The sequence below is a fragment of the Barnesiella sp. ET7 genome (assembly GCF_024733785.1).
Taxonomy (GTDB): domain Bacteria; phylum Bacteroidota; class Bacteroidia; order Bacteroidales; family Barnesiellaceae; genus Barnesiella; species Barnesiella merdigallinarum.
The window spans coordinates 21543-40733 of record NZ_JANRHM010000001.1 but is presented as its reverse complement, the minus strand read 5'-3'; the positions used below and the strand labels follow the sequence as shown (position 1 = coordinate 40733).

Annotated in this window: 11 protein-coding genes; 3 read left to right on the top strand and 8 right to left on the bottom strand. The window is 55.9% G+C overall.

Features of this window, described 5'->3' with window-relative positions; genetic code table 11:
* Positions 1-147 precede the first annotated feature (147 nt).
* A complete protein-coding gene (locus NW211_RS00115) occupies positions 148-1044 on the bottom strand; it encodes an AraC family transcriptional regulator (RefSeq protein ID WP_258326436.1) in 897 nt (298 codons plus the stop codon).
* A 157-nt stretch (positions 1045-1201) separates the two neighbouring features.
* Between NW211_RS00115 and NW211_RS00110 the strand changes: the two genes are divergently transcribed.
* From NW211_RS00110 to NW211_RS00100, 3 genes are read left to right on the top strand one after another with little or no spacing between them, the layout of a single operon-like run.
* On the top strand, positions 1202-2236 hold the full coding sequence (locus tag NW211_RS00110) for an efflux RND transporter periplasmic adaptor subunit (RefSeq protein ID WP_087408074.1): 1035 nt from the start codon (positions 1202-1204) through the stop codon (positions 2234-2236).
* Positions 2233-5322 carry an efflux RND transporter permease subunit gene (locus tag NW211_RS00105; protein WP_087408073.1) on the top strand — a complete coding sequence of 1030 codons (3090 nt, stop codon included), beginning with the start codon at positions 2233-2235 and terminating at the stop codon, positions 5320-5322. Before NW211_RS00110 ends, NW211_RS00105 begins: the two co-directional genes overlap by 4 nt.
* Positions 5323-5336: 14 nt before the next feature.
* A complete protein-coding gene (locus tag NW211_RS00100; RefSeq protein WP_258326435.1) occupies positions 5337-6635 on the top strand; it encodes a TolC family protein in 1299 nt (432 codons plus the stop codon).
* A gap of 104 nt (positions 6636-6739) precedes the next feature.
* Here NW211_RS00100 and NW211_RS00095 read toward each other — a convergent pair whose 3' ends face one another.
* The 7 genes from NW211_RS00095 to NW211_RS00065 all read right to left on the bottom strand — a co-directional run bounded on the left by NW211_RS00095 (position 6740) and on the right by NW211_RS00065 (position 19189).
* Positions 6740-8137 carry a prolyl oligopeptidase family serine peptidase gene (locus NW211_RS00095; RefSeq protein ID WP_258326434.1) on the bottom strand — a complete coding sequence of 466 codons (1398 nt, stop codon included), beginning with the start codon at positions 8135-8137 and terminating at the stop codon, positions 6740-6742.
* A gap of 385 nt (positions 8138-8522) precedes the next feature.
* On the bottom strand, positions 8523-10748 hold the full coding sequence (bglX, locus tag NW211_RS00090; RefSeq protein WP_258326433.1) for a beta-glucosidase BglX: 2226 nt from the start codon (positions 10746-10748) through the stop codon (positions 8523-8525).
* A gap of 23 nt (positions 10749-10771) precedes the next feature.
* Positions 10772-12556 (bottom strand): DUF5040 domain-containing protein, encoded by a 1785-nt coding sequence (locus tag NW211_RS00085; RefSeq protein ID WP_258326432.1) that lies wholly within the window; start codon positions 12554-12556, stop codon positions 10772-10774.
* Between the two features lie 16 nt (positions 12557-12572).
* Complete coding sequence (locus NW211_RS00080) at positions 12573-14789, bottom strand: glycoside hydrolase family 3 C-terminal domain-containing protein (RefSeq protein WP_258326431.1); 2217 nt, start codon at positions 14787-14789, stop codon at positions 12573-12575.
* A 110-nt stretch (positions 14790-14899) separates the two neighbouring features.
* Positions 14900-16297 (bottom strand): FAD-dependent oxidoreductase, encoded by a 1398-nt coding sequence (locus tag NW211_RS00075; RefSeq protein WP_258326430.1) that lies wholly within the window; start codon positions 16295-16297, stop codon positions 14900-14902.
* A gap of 31 nt (positions 16298-16328) precedes the next feature.
* Complete coding sequence (locus NW211_RS00070) at positions 16329-17462, bottom strand: glycoside hydrolase family 26 protein (protein ID WP_258326429.1); 1134 nt, start codon at positions 17460-17462, stop codon at positions 16329-16331.
* A 50-nt stretch (positions 17463-17512) separates the two neighbouring features.
* Complete coding sequence (locus NW211_RS00065; protein WP_258326428.1) at positions 17513-19189, bottom strand: RagB/SusD family nutrient uptake outer membrane protein; 1677 nt, start codon at positions 19187-19189, stop codon at positions 17513-17515.
* Between the last annotated feature and the right edge of the window lie 2 nt (positions 19190-19191).

The following is a 19191-nucleotide window of genomic DNA, read 5'->3' as shown; positions in this document are numbered from 1 at the left end:
TTTCTTGGTCTTTGCAAATAAAAGGTGTAAAGACTGCCTCTACCGCACTTGCCGCGACCTCTAGCCCATACAGGCCCGGCGGGCCGGCATCGACTACAAGGGGGGGGCGGAGTGGTAATCGTCGGTAAAGCCGCATTCTCGGCCTGTTTACACTTTATTCCGGTATTCGGTAGGCGACATGCCAGTCTGGTGTTTGAAGTATTTCCCGAAAAACGATTGGGTCGAGAAGTTCAGTTGGTAGGCAATCTCCTGGATACTCATATCGGAGTATTTCAGCAGGTTTTTCGCTTCGAGTATCACATAGTTGTCTATCCACTGTGCCGCCGATTTGCCCGACAGTTTCTTGACCAGCGTCGAGAAATATTTGGGCGTGATGCACAACTGTTCGGCATAGAAGGTAACGCTTCGTTCCTGCATGTGGTATTGCGAGAGCAGAGCGATGAATCGCCCGAAGATAATCTCTTGACGTTTTTTTTTATTTTCGTTTTTGGAGACAGGGGTGTAGTTCAGAATCAGGTCGTACAGTTGCCAGATGAGCGCGGCTCCCAGGTTTTGGAGTGTTTCCATCTTTTTACTCCCTTCTGTCGATTGGCTGATGAGCTTGATCAACGATATGAACTTGCAGAAGATTTCGATTTCGTCTTTGGAGAGTCGTAGGCAAGGCTCGTTTCGTAATTGAGAGTATACGGGAATGATGTCGCTGAAATTGATTTGAACTTTCTCAAAAAACGAACGGGTCACTGAAATCCCGTAAAAGGAACACTGCTGCTCGCTATTCAGCTGTACGATGTTTTCGGGTAGATTCAATATCATGGTGCCCGGCTGGATGTGATATTCGTTCAAATTGATGTTGATTGTCATCTCACCCGACAGGCATACCAGTGCTACCAGCGAGTCTATACGGCACGGGTATTTGAAGAAGTCGATGTCGGGGCGGTCGTTCTCGATAATGATGAGGCTGTCTTCCAGTCCGGTGGAATGTTTGATTTCGACTAACTTTTTCAGTTGTTTGTGGGTGAAACTTTCGATACATGTTTTGTCCATAAAATGCGATGTTTTGGACAAATATAATGTGATATGTGTGAATTTTAGCTGTAAATTTTTCTTAAATCCGACTTTTGGAATACTAACAGTAGAAAAAGGAACTTTACAGCTGTGTTGCTTTCCTACATCTTTACATCGAATTTTAACAACGGAAAGTATGAAAAAGAATGGTAAAGCATTTGCTTATTTGTTTTTGACCGTAGCTTCGGTTCTGAGTGTAGGATGCAGTTCCTCGGGAAAGGAGGAAAAGACGGAGCGCGAAGTTCCGGTGAAGACTTGGACGGTCGCTTTTTGTGAGAATCTGGGTGTACATGAATATATGGGAACTGTCGAGGGAGAGTCTTCTTCCTCACTGAGTTTTCAGGTACCGGGGTATGTCGAGCGCATCTATGTGCGCGAAGGTCAGCGGGTAGCTCAGGGCGAACTGTTGGCCCGGCTCGACAAGACCACGTTGCAAAGCACCTATGATGCCGCTTGTTCTTCGTTGCGGCAGGCCGAGGATGCTTATGCCCGTATGGAGCAGTTGCACGAGAAGGGGAGCCTGCCCGAAATCAAGTGGGTCGAGGTACAGAGCTCATTGCAGCAGGCCCGCAGCATGGAGCAGATTGCCCGCAAGAATCTCAACGATGTCGAGTTGCGTGCTCCCTATGCCGGGGTAGTAGCTCAGAAGAGCATCGATACGGGATCGTCGGTGGTGCCCGGGGTACCGGTTTTCCAGTTGATGAAGATTATGCGCGTGAATGTAAATATGGCTGTCCCTGAGGATGAGATAGCCTCGATAGGTCTGGGCGATGAGGTATCGGTCTCCGTAGCGGCTCTCGGCAACAAGAGCTACACCGGAAAGATTATCGAGAAAGGCATTGCCGCCGACCCGCTGGTACACACCTACAAGGCATTGGTGCAGATCGATAACCGTTCGGGCGAATTGCTCCCGGGCATGGTTTGCGTAGCGCGGTTGGGCGGTACGCGCGACTCGTCGATTGTTGTTCCCAACCGAATCGTGCAAATCGATAGCGACGGCACTCCCTTCGTATGGGTCGACAGCGACGGCAGAGCCACCAAACGGCCGGTATCGGTCGGTGCCCTGTCGGGCGACGGTGTCGTAGTCGAGTCGGGCCTGTCGGTGGGCGATAAGGTAATTGTCGAGGGTACTTCGAAAGTAAGTGAAAACATGAAAGTAACAGAGCAATGAAAACAAAAGGTGGTATTATAGAAGCTGCCATGAAATACAGGCAGATCGTTATTCTCATCGTGGCGTTGATGTTTGTACTGGGAATTTACTCTTTGGTGAAGATGCCCAAGCAAGAGTTCCCTGCCTTTACCATACGCCAGGGGGTTGTGGTGGCCGTCTATCCGGGGGCTACATCGACCGAGGTCGAAGAGCAGGTGACCAAGCCGCTCGAAAACTTTATCTTTGAATTCAAAGAGGTGAAAAAGGCCAAGACTCATTCGCTCAGCCGCGACGGCATGTCGATTGTCTTTGTCGAGTTGAACGACGACGTAAACAACCGCGACGAGTTCTGGACCAAGTTCAAGCATCGTATAGCTGCCTTTAAGTCGCAGTTGCCCTCGGGGGTGCTGGCTCTCGTGACCAACGACGACTTTGGTGACACGTCGGCTATGCTGGTTACCATCGAGTCGAAAGACAAGACCTATCGCGAACTCGAGGAGTACCTCGACGATCTCAAGGATCGATTGCGCCGCATCGATGCCGTGAGCAACCTGCGCACCTATGGCTTGCAGAAAGAGCAGATCAGTGTCTACCTCGACCCGGCCAAAATCTCGCGCTATGCAATCGACAACACTACGCTGGCTACCCAACTGCTCTCCCAGGGTTTCACGACGGTGAGCGGAGCGGTCGATAACAGCCGGTTTGTAGCTCCCATTCACCTGGCCGATACCTACGACTGTATAAACGATGTAGCCAACCAGATTGTTTTTAGCGATCCGCAAGGGCACGCCATCCGGCTCAAAGATGTTGCCCGGGTGGTGCGTGAATATCCCGATCCTACCTCTTATATTACCAACAACGGCACCAAGTGTCTGGTGCTCTCCATGGAGATGCGCGAAGGCAATAATATCGTAGAGATGGGACAAGAGGTCAACAAGGTTCTCTCGGACTATGAGAAAGAGCTGCCCGACGATGTGTCGATATTCCGCATTACCGACCAGTCGCAGGTCGTAGGCGATTCGGTTGTAACCTTCCTGCGCGAACTGCTCATTGCCATCATTGCCGTGATTGTAGTCGTCATGCTGCTTATGCCCCTGCGGGTAGCTTCGGTAGCCGCTTCGACGATACCCATCACCATATTCCTGTCGCTGCTGGTCTTCTATGCCTGCGGCATGGAGTTGAACACGGTTACACTGGCGGCTCTGATTGTCACGCTGGGTATGATTGTCGACAACTCGATTGTCATCATCGACTGCTATATGGAGAAGCTCGACAACGGCGTGCCCCGCTGGACGGCAGCCGTCGAGAGCGCCAAGGAGTTTTTCCGCTCCATCTTCTCGGCCACGTTGGCAATCAGTATCACCTTCTTTCCCTTCCTCATTACCTCGACGGGTATGATTAACGACTTCGTGAAGTCCTTCCCTTGGGCTATCACCATTATCCTGGCCTTGTCGCTGCTGGTAGCTGTATTGTTGGTTCCCTACATGCAGTACTACTTTATTCGGACCGGATTCAAAGGTGCGCCCAAACCTGAAAAGAAACAACGCCGTTCGTTCCTGACCGTATTGCAATCGTCTTACGACAAGCTCATTACCAAGTGTTTCGCTCATCCCGTACGCACAATGGGCGTAGGTCTCCTCGCGGTGGTAGCCGGTGTCGTGCTGTTCCTGGCGCTGCCCATGCGGCTGATGCCTATTGCCGAGCGCAACCAGTTTGCCGTCGAGATTTACATGCCTTTCGGTACGGCGCTCGAAAAGACCTCTGCCGTGGCCGATAGTCTCGAATCGATTCTCCGTAAGGATCCCCGGGTGGTATCGGTGGCCTCGTTCAAGGGAGAAGGGTCGCCCCGCTTCCACACCACCTATGCTCCGCAGATGGCCGGTTCGCACTATGCCCAGTTTATCGTCAATACGACGGGCAACGAGGCTACCGAGCAGATGATCGACGAGTATAAGGATAAATACCTCAACTACTTCCCCGAAGCGCGTGTACGCTTCAAACAGCTCGAATACTCCGATGCGGTCTATCCCGTCGAGATACGGGTCAAGGGTAACGACCGCGACAGCCTTCGTGTGGCTGCCGACCGGGTGAAGAAGGTCATGGATGGCTTCGACGAGCTTTCGTTGGTTCATAGCGACTGGGAGGGACAGCTTCCCGGGGTCACCTTGCAACTCGACGACGATGAGATGGGGCGGCTGGGCATGAGCAAAGCCATGCTTTCGGCCAATCTGGCCATGCACCTGGGCAACGGTCTGCCCGTGACTACGGTTTGGGATAAGGATTATCCCATAGATGTCGTACTTAAGGACGACGGCCGTAGCGAGCTCTCCTACGATGAGGTGGGCGATACCTATGTCTCGGCTTGGGGCGGAGCTGCCTCGGTTCCGGTGCGCCAGATTGCTCGGGTCGAACCCGACTGGCACGATGCCCAGATAGCCCGTCGCAACGGTATTCCTACCATTACGCTCCAGTCCGATGTGAAGAATGGGGTCAACGCTTCGGCCATGACCAGCAAGATCGTGAAGGCCGTCGAGCAAATCGATATGCCCGAAGGCATCGAATGGGAGGTGGGCGGAGCCCGTGAGAGCGACAGCGATACCTTGAATATGATTGTGAGCGGACTGGTCATTGCGGTCGTCATCATCTTCTTCATCCTGTTGTTCCACTTCCGTCGCATCAATATGGCCCTGCTCATTCTCGGGTCACTCGCGCTCTGTCTGTTGGGAGCCGGTGTAGGTATCTGGGTGATGGGGCTCGATGTGAGTGTGACGGCAGTCTTGGGTATCGTCAGCCTCATGGGTATCCTTGTACGTAACGGCATTATCATGCTCGACTATGCCGACGAGTTGCGTATGAAAGAGGGATTGAGCGTGCGTGAGGCCGCCTTGCACTCGGCCAAACGTCGTATGCGCCCCATATTCCTCACCTCGGCCGCCGCTTCGATGGGTGTGATTCCTATGATTTTGGGAGGCAGTCCGTTGTGGTCTCCCATGGGTTCGGTCGTATTTTTCGGAACCATCATCTCGATGATATTGACCCTCACCATATTGCCGGTAGCCTATTGGTTGATATTCAGCCGGGCCGATCGTAAAACAGAAAATCGTTGAAAGGAGAAAAAAAGATGACAAACAAGCAAATCATATACGCCGTTGCGTTGGGCCTGTTGGGATGTTCGCTCCCGCTCAACGCCCAGAAACTCTATACGCTCGACGAATGCCAGGCTCTGGCCGTCGAAAACAGCGCCAAGGTAAAGAACAGCCGTTTCGATGTCGAGGCGGCCGAGCAAACCTCGAAAGAGGCCTTCACCAATTATTTCCCAAACATTTCGGCTACGGGTGCCATCTTCAAGGCCAGCGAAAGTATGGCTCAGATGGATATGGCATTGCCCGTACCCGGAGTGCCGCCTATCTCGATGGAGATGCTCAAGTCGGGCAAGATGGCGGGTGTCACTCTTCTTCAGCCGGTATTCATGGGTGGCCACATAGTCAATGGCAACAAACTGGCTCATATCGGAGAGCAGGTGAGCCAGTACCAGCTGGCCCTTACCGAATACCAGGTAGAGGCTTCGGTCTCGCAATACTTTTGGCAGATTGTTGCTCTCAAAGAGAAGTTGCGCACGCTGGCTACACTCGAGACTCAGCTCGATACCCTGCATCGCGATGTGGTGGCTTCGGTCGATGCCGGTGTCACCACCCGCAACGATTTGCTGCGGGTAGAGCTCCAGCAACAGAACATTGCCGCCAACCGGCTGAAGGTCGAGAACGGCCTCTCGGTAACCCGCATGTTGCTGTGTCAGTTGATCGGGGTCGATAAGAGCGATTTCGATATAGCCTTCGACAACTTCCCGCCCGTGGTCTCGCCGCTCGATTACTACATCGATCCCGAGACCGGGCTCGACAACCGGGCCGAGAGCAAGCTCCTCGACAAGTCGGTCGAGGCTGCCAAACTGCAACTGCGCATGAAGCGGGGCGAAAACCTCCCTTCGGTAAGTGTGGGAGCCGGCTATCTCTATCACGATTTGCTCGAGAAGGATACCGATTTCGGAGTCGTCTTTGCCAGCGTATCGGTGCCTATCACCTCGTGGTGGGGTGGCTCGCATGCCATTAAACGGGAAAAGATCAAAAAGATGCAAACCGAGAATACCCGGCAAGACTCGCGCGAAATGATGCTGGTCGAGATCGAGGCCAAGTGGAACGACTTGCAAGAGGCTTATCAGCAGGTGCTGCTCGCTCAGAAATCCATCGAGTCGGCTACCGAGAACCTGCGACTCAACAACGACTATTACAAGGCCGGTACGGTTGCGCTCTCCGATCTGCTCGATGCCCAGTCGCTCATGCAGCAAAGTCACGACCAGTATGCCGAGGCTTGCACCTCCTATCAGCAGAAACAGGTTGCCTATATGCAGGCTACGGGTCGGTAGGCCCTTGACGATAGGAAGTCATTAAAAAAGACAATCCGGCCGATTGCACCAAGCAAGCGACCGGATTTCTGTTTTTATGTATGTAAGAAGAAGTTTTCGAACGGTTACAGTACCACCTTGGTGTGGTAGCGGTTGGTACCCTGCGAAATCGTTACCAGGTATACGCCCCGGCTCAACGAGGGCAGGGGAGTTGCTGCCGATACCTCTCCGTCGAGCGTGCAGACGCGGGCGCCCGAGGTGTTGTAGAGGTCGATTTGCAGCGGGGTATCGTCGGTCGAGTTGACTACGAGTTTACCCTCCTGTGCGTAGCACCGGATAGGTTGGTCGGTCGGGAGCGACGATACGGCACTCGACGGTTGACGACGTTTGCCGAAAATCCACGGCAGGAAATCCTCCCGGGCAAAGACCCCGCTCCAGATGAAGTGGTCGCCGCCGGGTATCTCGACATACTCGACCGTAGCCCCGGCCTCGAGCAGAGCCTCATAAGCCGAGCGCGAGTTGTTCACCGGCACCACACCGTCGGCATCGCCGTGGAAGAGCCGCCAGTAGACACGCTTGGTGCGGCTGTCGATGCGGTCTACCTGAATGCCGCCACAGATAGGTACGGCTGCGGCAAATGTTTCGGGAAACCGGCAGGCCAGGTCGAAGGTACCCATGCCGCCCATCGAGATACCGACGATATAAACCCGGTCGGGGTCTACCGGCTCGTTTTGCAGGTAGTAGTCGATGAGCTCTTTCACCGCCTGGTTGGGGGTAGAGATGGGGTAGTCGGTCGGGAAGGTAGTGGCGTCGAACGAGCCGGGTTGGCTCTCAAACGGCCAGAAGTTCTCCGACGGACATTGCGGGAAGAGTACGAAAGCCGGATAGTCGGCCCGGTTCTGCGAGGTGAGGAACTGATCGGCACCATATCGCAACTGGCTCTCGTTGTCGTTGCCTCTCTCGCCCGACCCGTGGAGGAAGATGACCAGCGGGTAGCGCGTGTCGGCCTCGATGGTGGCCGGCTGCAGGGCACGGTAGTTGAGCGACAGCCCCGACGAGGCCTGGAACGTCTCGCGCGAGAAGAGCGTGTAGTCGGGCTCTTCATAGTCGGCTATCTTGGTACACGTCATTTTCATCGATGCCGTGTTCACGTCGATGCGGTATACTCCCGTCTCGGGCACCTGAAACGAGTTGTCGGGTTTGCCGTCGGTCTCCAGTTTCACATACAAGTCATACTCCTGGCCCGAGGCAATCACCTGGTGTCCGCTCTGGTCGAGCCGGCAGGTGAGCGATGTGGCCCACGACCGGGCTACGAGAAATTTGAATCGTTCCTGTTTGCCGCTGTTCTTTTTCAGCGGGCCGCTCCAGGTGTACGAGTCGGCGCTCTCTTTCGTCATGGCAAGGGCTGCGTTGGGGTCCCACCCCGACGAACAGGCATCGCCTACCACATACAGGTTGTCATAGGCAAAAGCCGTTGTACACCATACGAAAATCAGGCAAAGTGCAAAGTAAAGTTTTTTCATGGTCATTGATATTTTATGTATGGGTTAAAGGATATGTTCACTTCTGTATATTTTGCCTTTCTATTATGAGACAATAAAATCCCTCTATACCCTTACAGCCACCCCTGTTTTTTTATACGGTGCGTGCCGAAATAAAGCGAGGAGCCGTGTCTCAACAAGTTGTTCACTTCGACACAGCTCCAGGTTAAATTTAATGTATGTAAGAAGAAGTAGTTTTCGTAAAATCTCCGGCCCATTCCACAAAAAGGGGCGAAAGGGCTACCGCAATACCCTGGGGCCGGAGTTGTAACTCCCCGAACAAACCTGCCGGCCTGGTTGCCGGCAGGCTGTTCGGAGTGCTGATTGCATGGGAAACGTGATGAGTTCTATTTCTTAAGCGGATAAATTATTTTACCGTAAACGAGCCTTTCAATCCCTCGGCACTGTTCGGTCCGATCCAGATGTCGAACTGACCGGCCTCGACCTTCTTCTTCAGGTCGCGGCCATAGAAGGCCAGAGCCGAAACCGGCAGCTTGAAGGTGACCGTCTGGCTGTTGCCGGCCTTGATGAAGAGGCGTTGGAATCCTTTCAACTCTTTGACCGGACGGTCGATCGAGCCCACCAGGTCGCGCACGTAGAGTTGGGCAACCTCGGTACCGTCGACGGCACTGGTGTTCTTGACGGTAGCCGTTACGGTGAGGGTATCGGTGGCGCTCACCTCGTTGCTCGAGAGGTTGAGGTCGGCATATTCGAAGGTGCTGTACGAGAGGCCGTAGCCGAAGACAAACAGCGGGTCTTTACCCGAGTCGAGGTAGAACGACGTGTTGCCGAGTGACGTCTGCGGAGCCTCCAACGGAATATCCTCGAGGGGCGTAATTTCGTTTTGGGCGGGTCGGCCGGTGTTGTTGTGGTTGTAGTACATCGGTATCTGTCCCACTTCGCGCACGAAGGTTACCGGCAGCTTACCGCTGGGGTTCTCGCGGCCGTAGAGCAGGTCCATGATGGCCAGACCGCCCATGGTGCCCGGGTGGAAGTTGTAGAGCACGGCATCGGCATAGGGCAGGTCGCGCTCGATGGTGAGCGGACGGCCGGCAATAACCACCATCACTACCGGTTTGCCGGTGCTCTTCACGGCTTTCAGCAACTCCGACTGGGCACCTATCAGGTTGATGTTCGACAACGAGTGGGCCTCGCCCGAGAGGATGGCCTCTTCGCCCACGAAGACCACGGCCACGTCGGCCCGGCGTACGGCACTCTTCACCCGTTCGAAGTCGCTCGTATCGGTATCTCTCGAGTAGTCCAGCCCGGGCTCATAGATGTATTTCACCTGGTTGTACTCATCGGTTTGCAGGGCTCTGAGCGGGGTGACGGTGCGATTCTTGTCACCGTCGAACGACCAGGTGCCCAGTTGGTCGTGGGGAGCATCGGCCATGGGGCCTACGATGGCCAGGGTCTGATCCTCCTTGAGCGGCAGTACGCCGTCGTTCTTCAGCAGAATGGCCGACTCGACAGCGGCGCGGCGGGCCGTTTGCAGGTGCTCGTCGCAGTAGATGGTGCTCGTCTTGCCCGGTTTGGCATAAGGATTCTCAAACAGTCCCAGGCGGTATTTGATGCGCAGAATGTTGCGCACGGCGTTGTCGATTACCTCCATCGGGACCTTGTTCTCGGCTACCAGTTGAGGCAGGTGTTCGATATAGGTCTGGCTTACCATCTCCATGTCTACGCCGGCATTGGCCGAGATACGGGCCACATCCTTGCGGTCGGCGGCAAACCCGTGCGACATCATCTCGCTCATCGAGCACCAGTCCGATACCACAAAGCCGTCGAACTTCCACTCGTCGCGCAGCACGGTGCGCAGCAGGAAGTCGTTGCCCGAGGCGGGTATTCCGTCGTTGTCGTTGAACGAGGTCATCAGCGTGGCGGCTCCGGCCTCGATCGCTTTTTGGAACGGTTCCAGGTAGACGTTGCGCAACAGCGTTTCGGGAATATAGGTCGAGTTGTAGTCGCGTCCGCCCTCGGCAGCACCGTAGCCCACGAAGTGTTTCACGCAGGCGGCAATGGCGTCGCTGTCCGACAGATGCTCGCCCTGGAAACCGCGCACCATGGCGGCACCCAGTTCGCCCGACAGATAGGGGTCTTCGCCCAGGCTCTCGGCTATGCGGCCCCAACGGGCATCGCGCGAGATGTCGAGCATGGGGGCAAAGGTCCAGGTGATGCCCTCTTCACGCGCTTCGGTAGCTGCCATGTGGGTACCGGCCTCGACCACTTGCGGGTCGAACGAGGCAGCCAGTCCCAGCGGAATGGGCAATACGGTCTTGTAGCCGTGAATGATGTCGCGCCCGATGATGAGGGGGATACCCAGCCGCGACTCCTCGACGGCCGTCTTCTGTATCTCGTCGATCAGTTTCGGGTCTATGTTGAGCATCGAACCTATCTCGCCGGCCCGTATTTTGGCCTTGATCGAATCCAGAGGCTGGTCGAAACAGAGCTGGTTCATCTGACCTATTTTCTCTTCGAGCGTCATTTTTCCCAACAGGTCTTCGATGAAACGCTCCTCTTCGGTGTTGCCGGTCGACTTACATCCTGTGGCAAGCAGGGCGGCAACACAGATGACAAACAATCCTTTTTTCATTGTGTATGTGTGGAATTAAGTGGTTATAAAATAATCTTGCAGGTGTAGTGCTGTGTCTCGTTTTGCAGGTCGAGCAGATAGACCCCCGCGGAGGTGTGGGGCAGGGCGATGGGCTCGGCGTTGGCTATCTGTCCGGCAAAGATCACTTGACCGCACAGCGTGTAGCAGGTGGCCCGGCAGTTGCCGTCGATGCCTGTGACGATAATCTCCCGGTCGGCCCGGCGGGTACGGACGGTTATCACGTCGGTAGCGGCTTCGGTCAGCCCCGTGGTGGGGTCGGTGGTGACGAGCAGTTGCGGCTTGCGCGGGTCGTCGGCCTCCGACGAATAGAAGTAGAGCAGCCCCGTAGCGTCGGTTTCGCCGATGCACAGCTTGAAGGTGAGCAGGCTGGCCCCGGCTTCGATTTGTGCCTTGGCCCAGTCGGTGACATCCCACTCGATATAGCTGTTCAGCTCGTCGGCCCGTACCAGAGTTTCACCGATACGGGTGAACTGGTCGGGTTTGGTGTTCCAGGTCATTGTCGTGTACGACTCGGTATTGCCCCAAATCTCTACCGGGTGGGTCTCCTTGCGGGGCCAGCTGGGGTAGATGCAGTCGTAGTAGTAGGCCCGCACCACCATGCGCTCGGCCTGCGGGTCGATGCCGGTGGTGGCAAACGACAGGTAGGCTTCGCGGGTGTGGGTATCGGTATTTCCTTTTACCTCCAGATGGTCGGCATCGGTGTAGACCGTGGTCTGGTTGGCCTGGTGTACGTAGGTGTCGAAGGTGGGCGATACGCTCTGCCGCCCGGTGTAGATGTGGGCTTCGCCTGCCACGATACCGCTCTCGGTATAGCGGTTGCTTACCGCTACCGGAAGCACGGTGGTTTCGTCGGCCGTGGGGGTAACCTCGACGATGAGCGGGTTGGTGGTGATGCTGTCGAGCCGGTGTTCCTCACCGTTTACGGTGTAGGTGAGGCTCCAGGGCGGTACACCCGTAAAGCGGCACACGAAATAGCCCTGTTCGCCGGGAACAATCACCTTGCTCTTCTCGCCGAGTTCGACCGAGGCCGGCACGGGGGTGAAGAGTTCGGTCAACTTCTCCATGGCGATCGAGGCTATCTTCTGTTGGATATACTGCTCTTTGCCCCGCATTGGGTGCCACCCGAAGGTGATGTCGTAGATTTTTTCGGTATCGGCGGCATATTTGATACTGGGCTGACGGCCGTCGGCATCGACCACCTTGCGGGTGAAGCCGATGTTTTCGTCCCACTCGACAAGAGGCAGCTGCCAGCGTTCGGCCAGGGTGCGGATGCTCTGGTTGTAGGTGATGCGCGAGTCGTGCCAGTGGGTACAGAGGATGATTGTGGCCGGTTTGCCGTTTTCGGTCTGGTAGTAGCGCGATTCGGGATTGAACTTGAGGTTGTAGCAATCGGCCTTGTAGCGCTTGATTACATAGTCGTAGGCCGTGTTGTACTGTTGAATCTCGTCGTAGGTATACTCTTCGTAGTTCTCCTTGATGCCGTTGGTGCTGGCCACGTCCTGGTTGTGTACGTGCATGATGATGAAGGCATCGATGCGGTCGAGCTCCTCGGTCGTGTAGAAGCGGTCGAGAAACATGTCCGACGCCGTGTGCTTGATGGCGTCGCCGCCCACCGCCTTGTTCAGCGGTTCGGCGTTGAAGGCGTCGCACACCAGTTCGAACCAGCCGTTCTCGGGTACGGCAAACGAGGCGCCGGCCAGCAGGAAGTGGTGGTCGTAGTTCTGGGCCTGTGTCGCGAGAGCGGCGAGCGACAGGAGCCCCGACAGGATAATCTTTTGTAGTTTCATGGTTTCTGCTTATCGGTTAATCTTTTACTTCGATGGTTGTCGTCGAGTGTATCTGACGCGACGACGAGGCCACATGCAACAGATATTTGTCGTTCTCGAGTTTCCAGTCGGCGATGCCCTCGTCGTAGAAGGCAAATGAGCTGACTGGGATTTCGAGTTCGACCACCCGCTCTTCGCCCGGTTGGAGGAATACCTTCTCGAAGGCTTTCAGCTCCTTGACGGGGCGCAGCACGCTGGGCTTCTTCTGGCTCATGTATACTTGTACGGTCTCGGCTCCGGCCTGTTGGCCGCTGTTCTTCAGGGTGAACGAGAGTTTCACCTTCTCGTCGGGGCGGTAGCTCTTCTTGTCGGTGCGGGCTTTTCCGTAGGTGAAGGTGGTGTAGGAGAGACCGTAGCCGAAGGGGAAGAGCGATTTGATTTTCTTCGTGTCGTACCAGCGGTATCCCACCAGAATATCGTCCTTGTAGTATTGCGTGTCGTTTACGCCCGGATACGACTCCTCGCCGAAGTAGTGGGCGCTGTTGTCTTCCAGTTTCACGGGAATCGAGAAGGGCAGTTTGCCCGAGGGGCACACCTCGCCGCTGATGACGTTGGCCGTAGCCGGGCCGCCTTGCGAACCCAGATACCACGACTGGATGAGTCCGTCGACCTTCGAGAGCCACGGCATGCTCACGGCGTTGCCGCTGATGATGATAATACCCGTGTTGGGGTTGGCCTCGACGAGCTTCTCGATGAGTTCGTTTTGCCCGAAGGGCAGGTCCATGCTCAGGCGGTCGTCGCCTTCACAGTCCTGGTGAAAGTTCTTGTTGAGGCCGCCGAAGAAGAGCACCACGTCGGCTTCGCGGGCCACCTTTACTGCCTCTTCGACCAGCGAGTCGGCATCGAGGCCCGAGGGCAGCTCGTTGCTGTAGTTGGGTTCGCCCGAAGCATAGCCCAAGGTGAAGACGATGTGTTCCCGACCATATTTCTCGATCATCCCCTCGAGGGGCGAAATCTCCTTTTGCGGTTTCAGCTCCGACGAGCCGCCGCCCAGACACAACTGCTTGACGGCATTCTCGCCGATGACGGCAATCTTCTGGTAACGCCCCTTCTCGATGGGGAAGAAGTGGTTGTCGTTCTTCAGCAGCACGATGCCCTCCTCGGCCACCTGGCGGGCAATCGCGGCATGCTCGGGGGTGAGCTTGCAGCCGTAGGGGCGGTTGCGGTTCATGTTGGTGCGGAAGCACAGGCGCAACACCCGGCGCACCTTCTCGTCGAGGAGCGATTCGGGCAGCTCGCCGCTCTCGATTTTCTTCAGGAACGGCTGGGCCAGGTAGTAGTTGTCGTAGGCCGAGCTGATGCCCCAGGTCAGACCGTTGGTCCAGGTACCCATCTCCAGGTCGAGTCCGTTGCGGGCCGCCTCGTCGGTGTCGTGGGCCGAGCCCCAGTCGGTCAGCATCACGCCGTCGAAGCCCCAGTCGCGTTTCAATATCTGGTTGACCAGCCGCTCGTGGTGGCTGCAGTATTGGCCCCGGTATTTGTTGTACGAACCCATGATGGCCCACACGCCGCCCTCCTGCACACCGGCTTTAAAGGCCGGCAGATAGATCTCGTAGAGGGCGCGGTCGCTCACTTCGACATTCACTTTGTCGCGGTTCTTCTCCTGATTGTTCAGGGCAAAGTGTTTCAGACAGGCGGCTACGCCGTTTTGCTGCATGCCCTTGACGTAGGGCACGACCATACGCGACGACAGATAGGGGTCTTCGCCCATGTATTCGAAGTTACGCCCGCTCAGCGGGGTGCGGTAGATGTTGACGCCGGGTCCCAGGATAATATCCTTTTTCCGGTAGCGGGCCTCCTGGCCTATGGCGTTTCCATACCGGAATGCCAGTTTGGGATTGAAGGTAGCAGCCAGGCAGGTGAGGGCGGGGTAGGCCGTGCAGGAGTCGTTGGTCCAGTCGGCATGGTCCCAGTTGTCCCACACAAACTCCATGCGCACCCCGTGAGGTCCGTCGCTGAGCCACAGTTCGGGGATACCCAGCCGCGGGCAGCCGGGGGCACTGAACTTGGATTGGGCATGAATCATGTCGATTTTTTCCTTTAAGGTCATGCGCGACAAAGCATCTTCGATGCGAACCTCGATGGGTTGATTGTCGTCGAGATAGGCCGGTACAGGCTCTTGTGCCACTACCCGTGCTGCCAGAGCCAGTACGAGGGCCGAGAGGGTGCCGATTCTTAGAAGTATCTGTTTCATAATAGTCTTGGTCAAAAAAAATAGGTTAGGTCTATAAGCCGACATTCAAGTCGGATGCCTTCGGCTTCCACGGGTCGGTCGGGGGAGCCGGAGGCAGAGAGGAGTCTCTGTTACTTGAAATATTGGCCCTCCTCCCGCAGGCGCTTGCGCAGGAAATCGACATCGACCTGATGCACATCGGGGCGCGATTGCTTGGCGGCCAGAGCCGCTGCCATACCGGCAGCTTCGCCGGTGACCAGAGCGGGCGGCATCACACGCAGGCTGCCCAGAGCCTCTTCGTCGGCCGAGATGCAACGCCCGGCCGTGAGCAGGTTTTTCTTGCCTTTGGGGGTGAGGATACGGTAGGGGATACCGTGCGACTCGCCGCGACCGTAGTGCTTGGCCTCGTAGCCGGGGATGTGTATATCAACAAAGTAGCAGTTGCGGCCAATCTCGTCGTCGAAACTGCGGCGTTCGAGCCAGTCGTGGATGGTGAAGATGTAGTCGCCCTCGATGCGTCGGCTTTCGCGGATACCCAGCAGCGAGGCGGTCTTCACGATGAAGCCGTTGCCATACACCTGCGGCTGGTAGTCCTTGAGCATGCGCAGGTATTCGGCCGCTACTTTGCGCCCCTTGATCATGGCCTCCGATACCTGCCAGGGGTCGGTCGAGTTGGTCATGTCGATGTGTCCGGCATTGAACTGCACGACGCCCGGACCGATGAGGTTGTTGCAGCTATGCTGATCGATTAGCGGGTATTTGCCCGATTTCAGTGCATCGTGAATGGGGCTGTCCTTGTTTTCCCAGTAGAGGTTGGGATTGGTGTTGTATCCGTAGGAGTCGACATTGGCAATCGAGAAGCAGAGGGTAGAGCGCTGCACCTTGTCGTCGGGGTTGCCCATGAAGTAGTTGGCCCCGGCCCATACGGCCAGGTCGCCGTCGCCGGTACAGTCGACAAAGACTTTCGCCTTGAAGGCGGTGAGTCCGTTTTTGTTGGCGACGATGATGGCCTGGATGGTGTCGTCCGAAGCCATCTCTACGTCGGCCAGGCGCGAGAAGAAGAGCACTTTGGCCCCCGACTCGCACACCATGTCGTCGTAGACGGTCATCAACTGTTCGGGGTTGATCGACACCCAGTCCAGCTTGTCGGCCGGTTCGTGCGGCACCCCTTTCTTGGCGGCGCGGAATACCTTCTCGGCCAACCCCCGGTAGATGATTTTCTCGCCGTCGGAGAAGGGACACCAGGCCGGAATCATGCCCGTGGTGCCCATGCCGCCCAGTTGGCCGGTGGCTTCGATGAGCAATGTCTTGGCACCTTCGCGGGCGGCCGATATGGCGGCTGTACACCCCGAGGGGCCACCGCCTACGACGATGACGTCCCAATCACTGTCTATCTGTATCTTTCTCCTCTTCATCGCGAGGGTCGATGGTTTCTCCCCGGCTTGCAAAATCGAGGGCACGGCCGAGGCTGCCAGCAGCATGCCGCTTTTCTGGATAAAATCTCTTCGGGATATTTTCGTGGGTTTCATATTGTTTCCTGTGGTTATGTTGTATAATGGTTTAGTCTTTGATATCGCTGCAAGTAAGTATGTTGGGGTAGGCGGCAAAGCGGGTGAAGTCGTCGCTGGCCGGATGCCCCGGTACCGGAATGAAGTAGTGTCGCTCTTTGTTCCAGGCATTCTCGCCAAACAGTACGAACGAGAGCTTGTATTGCGAGATGACGGGATAGAGGTATTGTGAGAAGAAGTTCGAGATTTTGATACCCTCCATGCCGGTACAAGTAATGGCCGGTATCTTTCGGTTCTTCCTGGCAAATTGGGTAATGACAGCCAAGTTGCGGTTCAGCTCTTGTATGAATTTTTGCCCGTCGTACTCTTCGGTTTGCAGTAATAGGGAGCTGACTCCTATTATGTCGACAAACTTGTTGCCGGGGTAGTAGGCAGGCAGGCAGGCGGTAGACCGGTTGTTGTAGACCGAGTAGGCGTAGAGCAGGTTGTGCACCTGTTTCTGGTCGCGCAGGTAGTTGACGGTGAGGGCCCAGAGCTGTTTATAGTCGTCGGCCTCACACAGTTGGGAGTTCCACCACAACGGTTGGTCATCGTTGTGGGCATGGAACGGTTGGAATATGACCGGAATCGGTTCGCCTGCTTCGTCTTTCAAGGAGGCAAAGAAGTCGGCCACCTTGTCCAGCGAAGCAAGGAACTCATTCCGAACAGAGTCATTCTCTACGATCAGTTTCACGGCATCGTGCCGGCTGCAATCGCTCGCGTCGCCTCCCGTCACGGGGTTGCTGGCCCGCCAGGTAAAGAGCGATATGCCTCCCTGGCGATTCACCTCGCGCACATAGTCGATGAGCGTGGCGAAAGCAATGGAATCGCCATTCAACCGACTGCCATGCTCGATGTTCCCGATGTCCCAGCCAAACACGGCCGGGTAGTCGCCGCACACCGACTTTACATCGGAGCGGCCCCTCTCCTGGAACCATTTGTAACCATAGGCCAAATCGTCTTGATGGCCGAGCATGATACCCTTGTCCAACTCGTGTTGCAACTTCAGGTACAGTTTTACCGTCCCGGCCGAGGCCTTCCCGTCGCTTATGGCCGGGGAGTTTTTCCCCTTTTGGTTGGTAGAGCCACAAGCGACGAGCAGGGCCGCGTTCAGGATCAGAATCAGTTGAATGATGCGATTTCTCATTTCTTACAAATTCGATATGACCACACGATGTCGCAGATCGTTTTCGGGGATTAGTTCAAATAGTTGTCGCTGCCTTCCCAGCCGGCGTTTTGGGTAAGTACGCCGCCCGACAGGTCGATTTGCGTTTGCGGAATCGGCAAGAAACCACCGGTTTCGGCACGGAACTCGATATTCTTGGTAGCGGCATTGGCTTGACCACGGCGGTTGTAGGTGACGATGCCGGTCTGGTTGGCCGTAATCTGGTCTTCGTCGTGCCAGCGCAGCAGGTCGTAATAGCGGATACCTTCAAAGGCCAGTTCGAAGCGGCGTTCGGCCTTGATGTTTTCGAGCGTGGCCGGAACCGAACCCAGGCCCACACGGCTTCTCACGCGGTCGAGATACTGTTGTGCGTTGGGAGCACCCAGCTCGGCGGCCATGAGCAGCACGTCGGAGAAGCGGATGATAATCAGGTCTTGAATATTGTCGCGCTGGTAGTCGGTACCCTCCATGCCATAGAGCTCGTGGCTGAAGTTGTGGACGTCGGTTTTCGTTTCGTCGGTCCACACGTTGATAGGCATGTATTTCTTCTGGAAGTAGCAGGTATTGTCTTCCTGGTTGCCGCCGCCGAAGTCGAAGTCGGCCACCTCGTCGGTGTTTCTGACATCGAGCACCGAGGCATCGCGACGCAAGTCGTTGGGATCCCAGTCGTCATAGATTTTGGGGTTGACCGTACCCATGCCCCAGCCTTGACCGAAGGGGAAGGTCTTGGTGTAGTTCTGTTCGCGGAAACCCGAGTAGAGGCAAATCTGGTTGCTCTTCTGTTGAGGCGAGTTCCAGTCGTTGGCCAACGACGAATACTTGATCGAGAATACCGTCTCGGCCGTACCGTCACCGGCCCAGCTGAGGTTGTTGTCGGCCGTATACTTGTAATCCTTTACATAGGAGTAGGCCCACAGGTTGCGGAAGTCGGGCAGCAGGTCGTGGCCGCTGTTCTCCACACAGTCGACAATCCAGGTGACTACCTGGTCTTTCGTTATCTGAGAGCCGTCGGCCAGAGGCAGAGTTGCGGTCTGGTAGTAGCCGGTATAGAAGAGGAAGACACGGGCCATCAAGGCTTCGGCAGCCCATTTGGTTACCCGGCCTAGGTCTTTGGCCCGGTCGATGTCCTGGAATTTCACGCTGGGCAACAGCTCGATGGCCGTCTTCAGGTCGGTAGCGATTTGTCCGTAGAGTTCGGTAGTCGATGCCTTGGGAATGTTTACCGGCTCGGGATTGAGTACCAGAGGTACCTGTCCGAACATACGGGCCAGGTCGAAGTAGAAGTAGGCACGCAGGAAGTGGGTCTCGCCCAGAATCTTGTTTTTCGACTCCTCGCTGTTCCATACCACCTGGTCGAGGTTGGAGAGCAGGTAGTTGCTGCGGTATACCCCGAAGTACATGGCACGCCACGGGTTGTTGAACATGTCTTCGCTGCTCTTCTTGAACTGGTCGATAGCCTTGCAGCTCTTATCGTCGGGACCACCGCCGCCCAGACGGTCGTCGGACATCAGTTCCGAAACGAAGAAGAGGCTGCCCAGCGGCTCGGGGCGTCCCAGAATAGAGTATACGCCCGTGAGCAGTTGCGACACATCGGCTTCGGTGCGCGGGAAGTTGCTCGAGTCTTTCTTGATCTTGTTGCTCGAATCGAGAAAATCCTCACAACTGGTGAGCAAGAGGATACCGATCATAAAATACAATATCTTTTTCATAT

Bases quoted from the DNA above. Each gene is read 5' to 3' on its own strand.
- NW211_RS00115 (WP_258326436.1), bottom strand. From the start codon at position 1,044: ATGGACAAAACATGTATCGAAAGTTTCACCCACAAACAACTGAAAAAG.
- NW211_RS00110 (WP_087408074.1), top strand. From the start codon at position 1,202: ATGAAAAAGAATGGTAAAGCATTTGCTTATTTGTTTTTGACCGTAGCT.
- NW211_RS00105 (WP_087408073.1), top strand. From the start codon at position 2,233: ATGAAAACAAAAGGTGGTATTATAGAAGCTGCCATGAAATACAGGCAG.
- NW211_RS00100 (WP_258326435.1), top strand. From the start codon at position 5,337: ATGACAAACAAGCAAATCATATACGCCGTTGCGTTGGGCCTGTTGGGA.
- NW211_RS00095 (WP_258326434.1), bottom strand. From the start codon at position 8,137: ATGAAAAAACTTTACTTTGCACTTTGCCTGATTTTCGTATGGTGTACA.
- bglX (WP_258326433.1), bottom strand. From the start codon at position 10,748: ATGAAAAAAGGATTGTTTGTCATCTGTGTTGCCGCCCTGCTTGCCACA.
- NW211_RS00085 (WP_258326432.1), bottom strand. From the start codon at position 12,556: ATGAAACTACAAAAGATTATCCTGTCGGGGCTCCTGTCGCTCGCCGCT.
- NW211_RS00080 (WP_258326431.1), bottom strand. From the start codon at position 14,789: ATGAAACAGATACTTCTAAGAATCGGCACCCTCTCGGCCCTCGTACTG.
- NW211_RS00075 (WP_258326430.1), bottom strand. From the start codon at position 16,297: ATGAAACCCACGAAAATATCCCGAAGAGATTTTATCCAGAAAAGCGGC.
- NW211_RS00070 (WP_258326429.1), bottom strand. From the start codon at position 17,462: ATGAGAAATCGCATCATTCAACTGATTCTGATCCTGAACGCGGCCCTG.
- NW211_RS00065 (WP_258326428.1), bottom strand. From the start codon at position 19,189: ATGAAAAAGATATTGTATTTTATGATCGGTATCCTCTTGCTCACCAGT.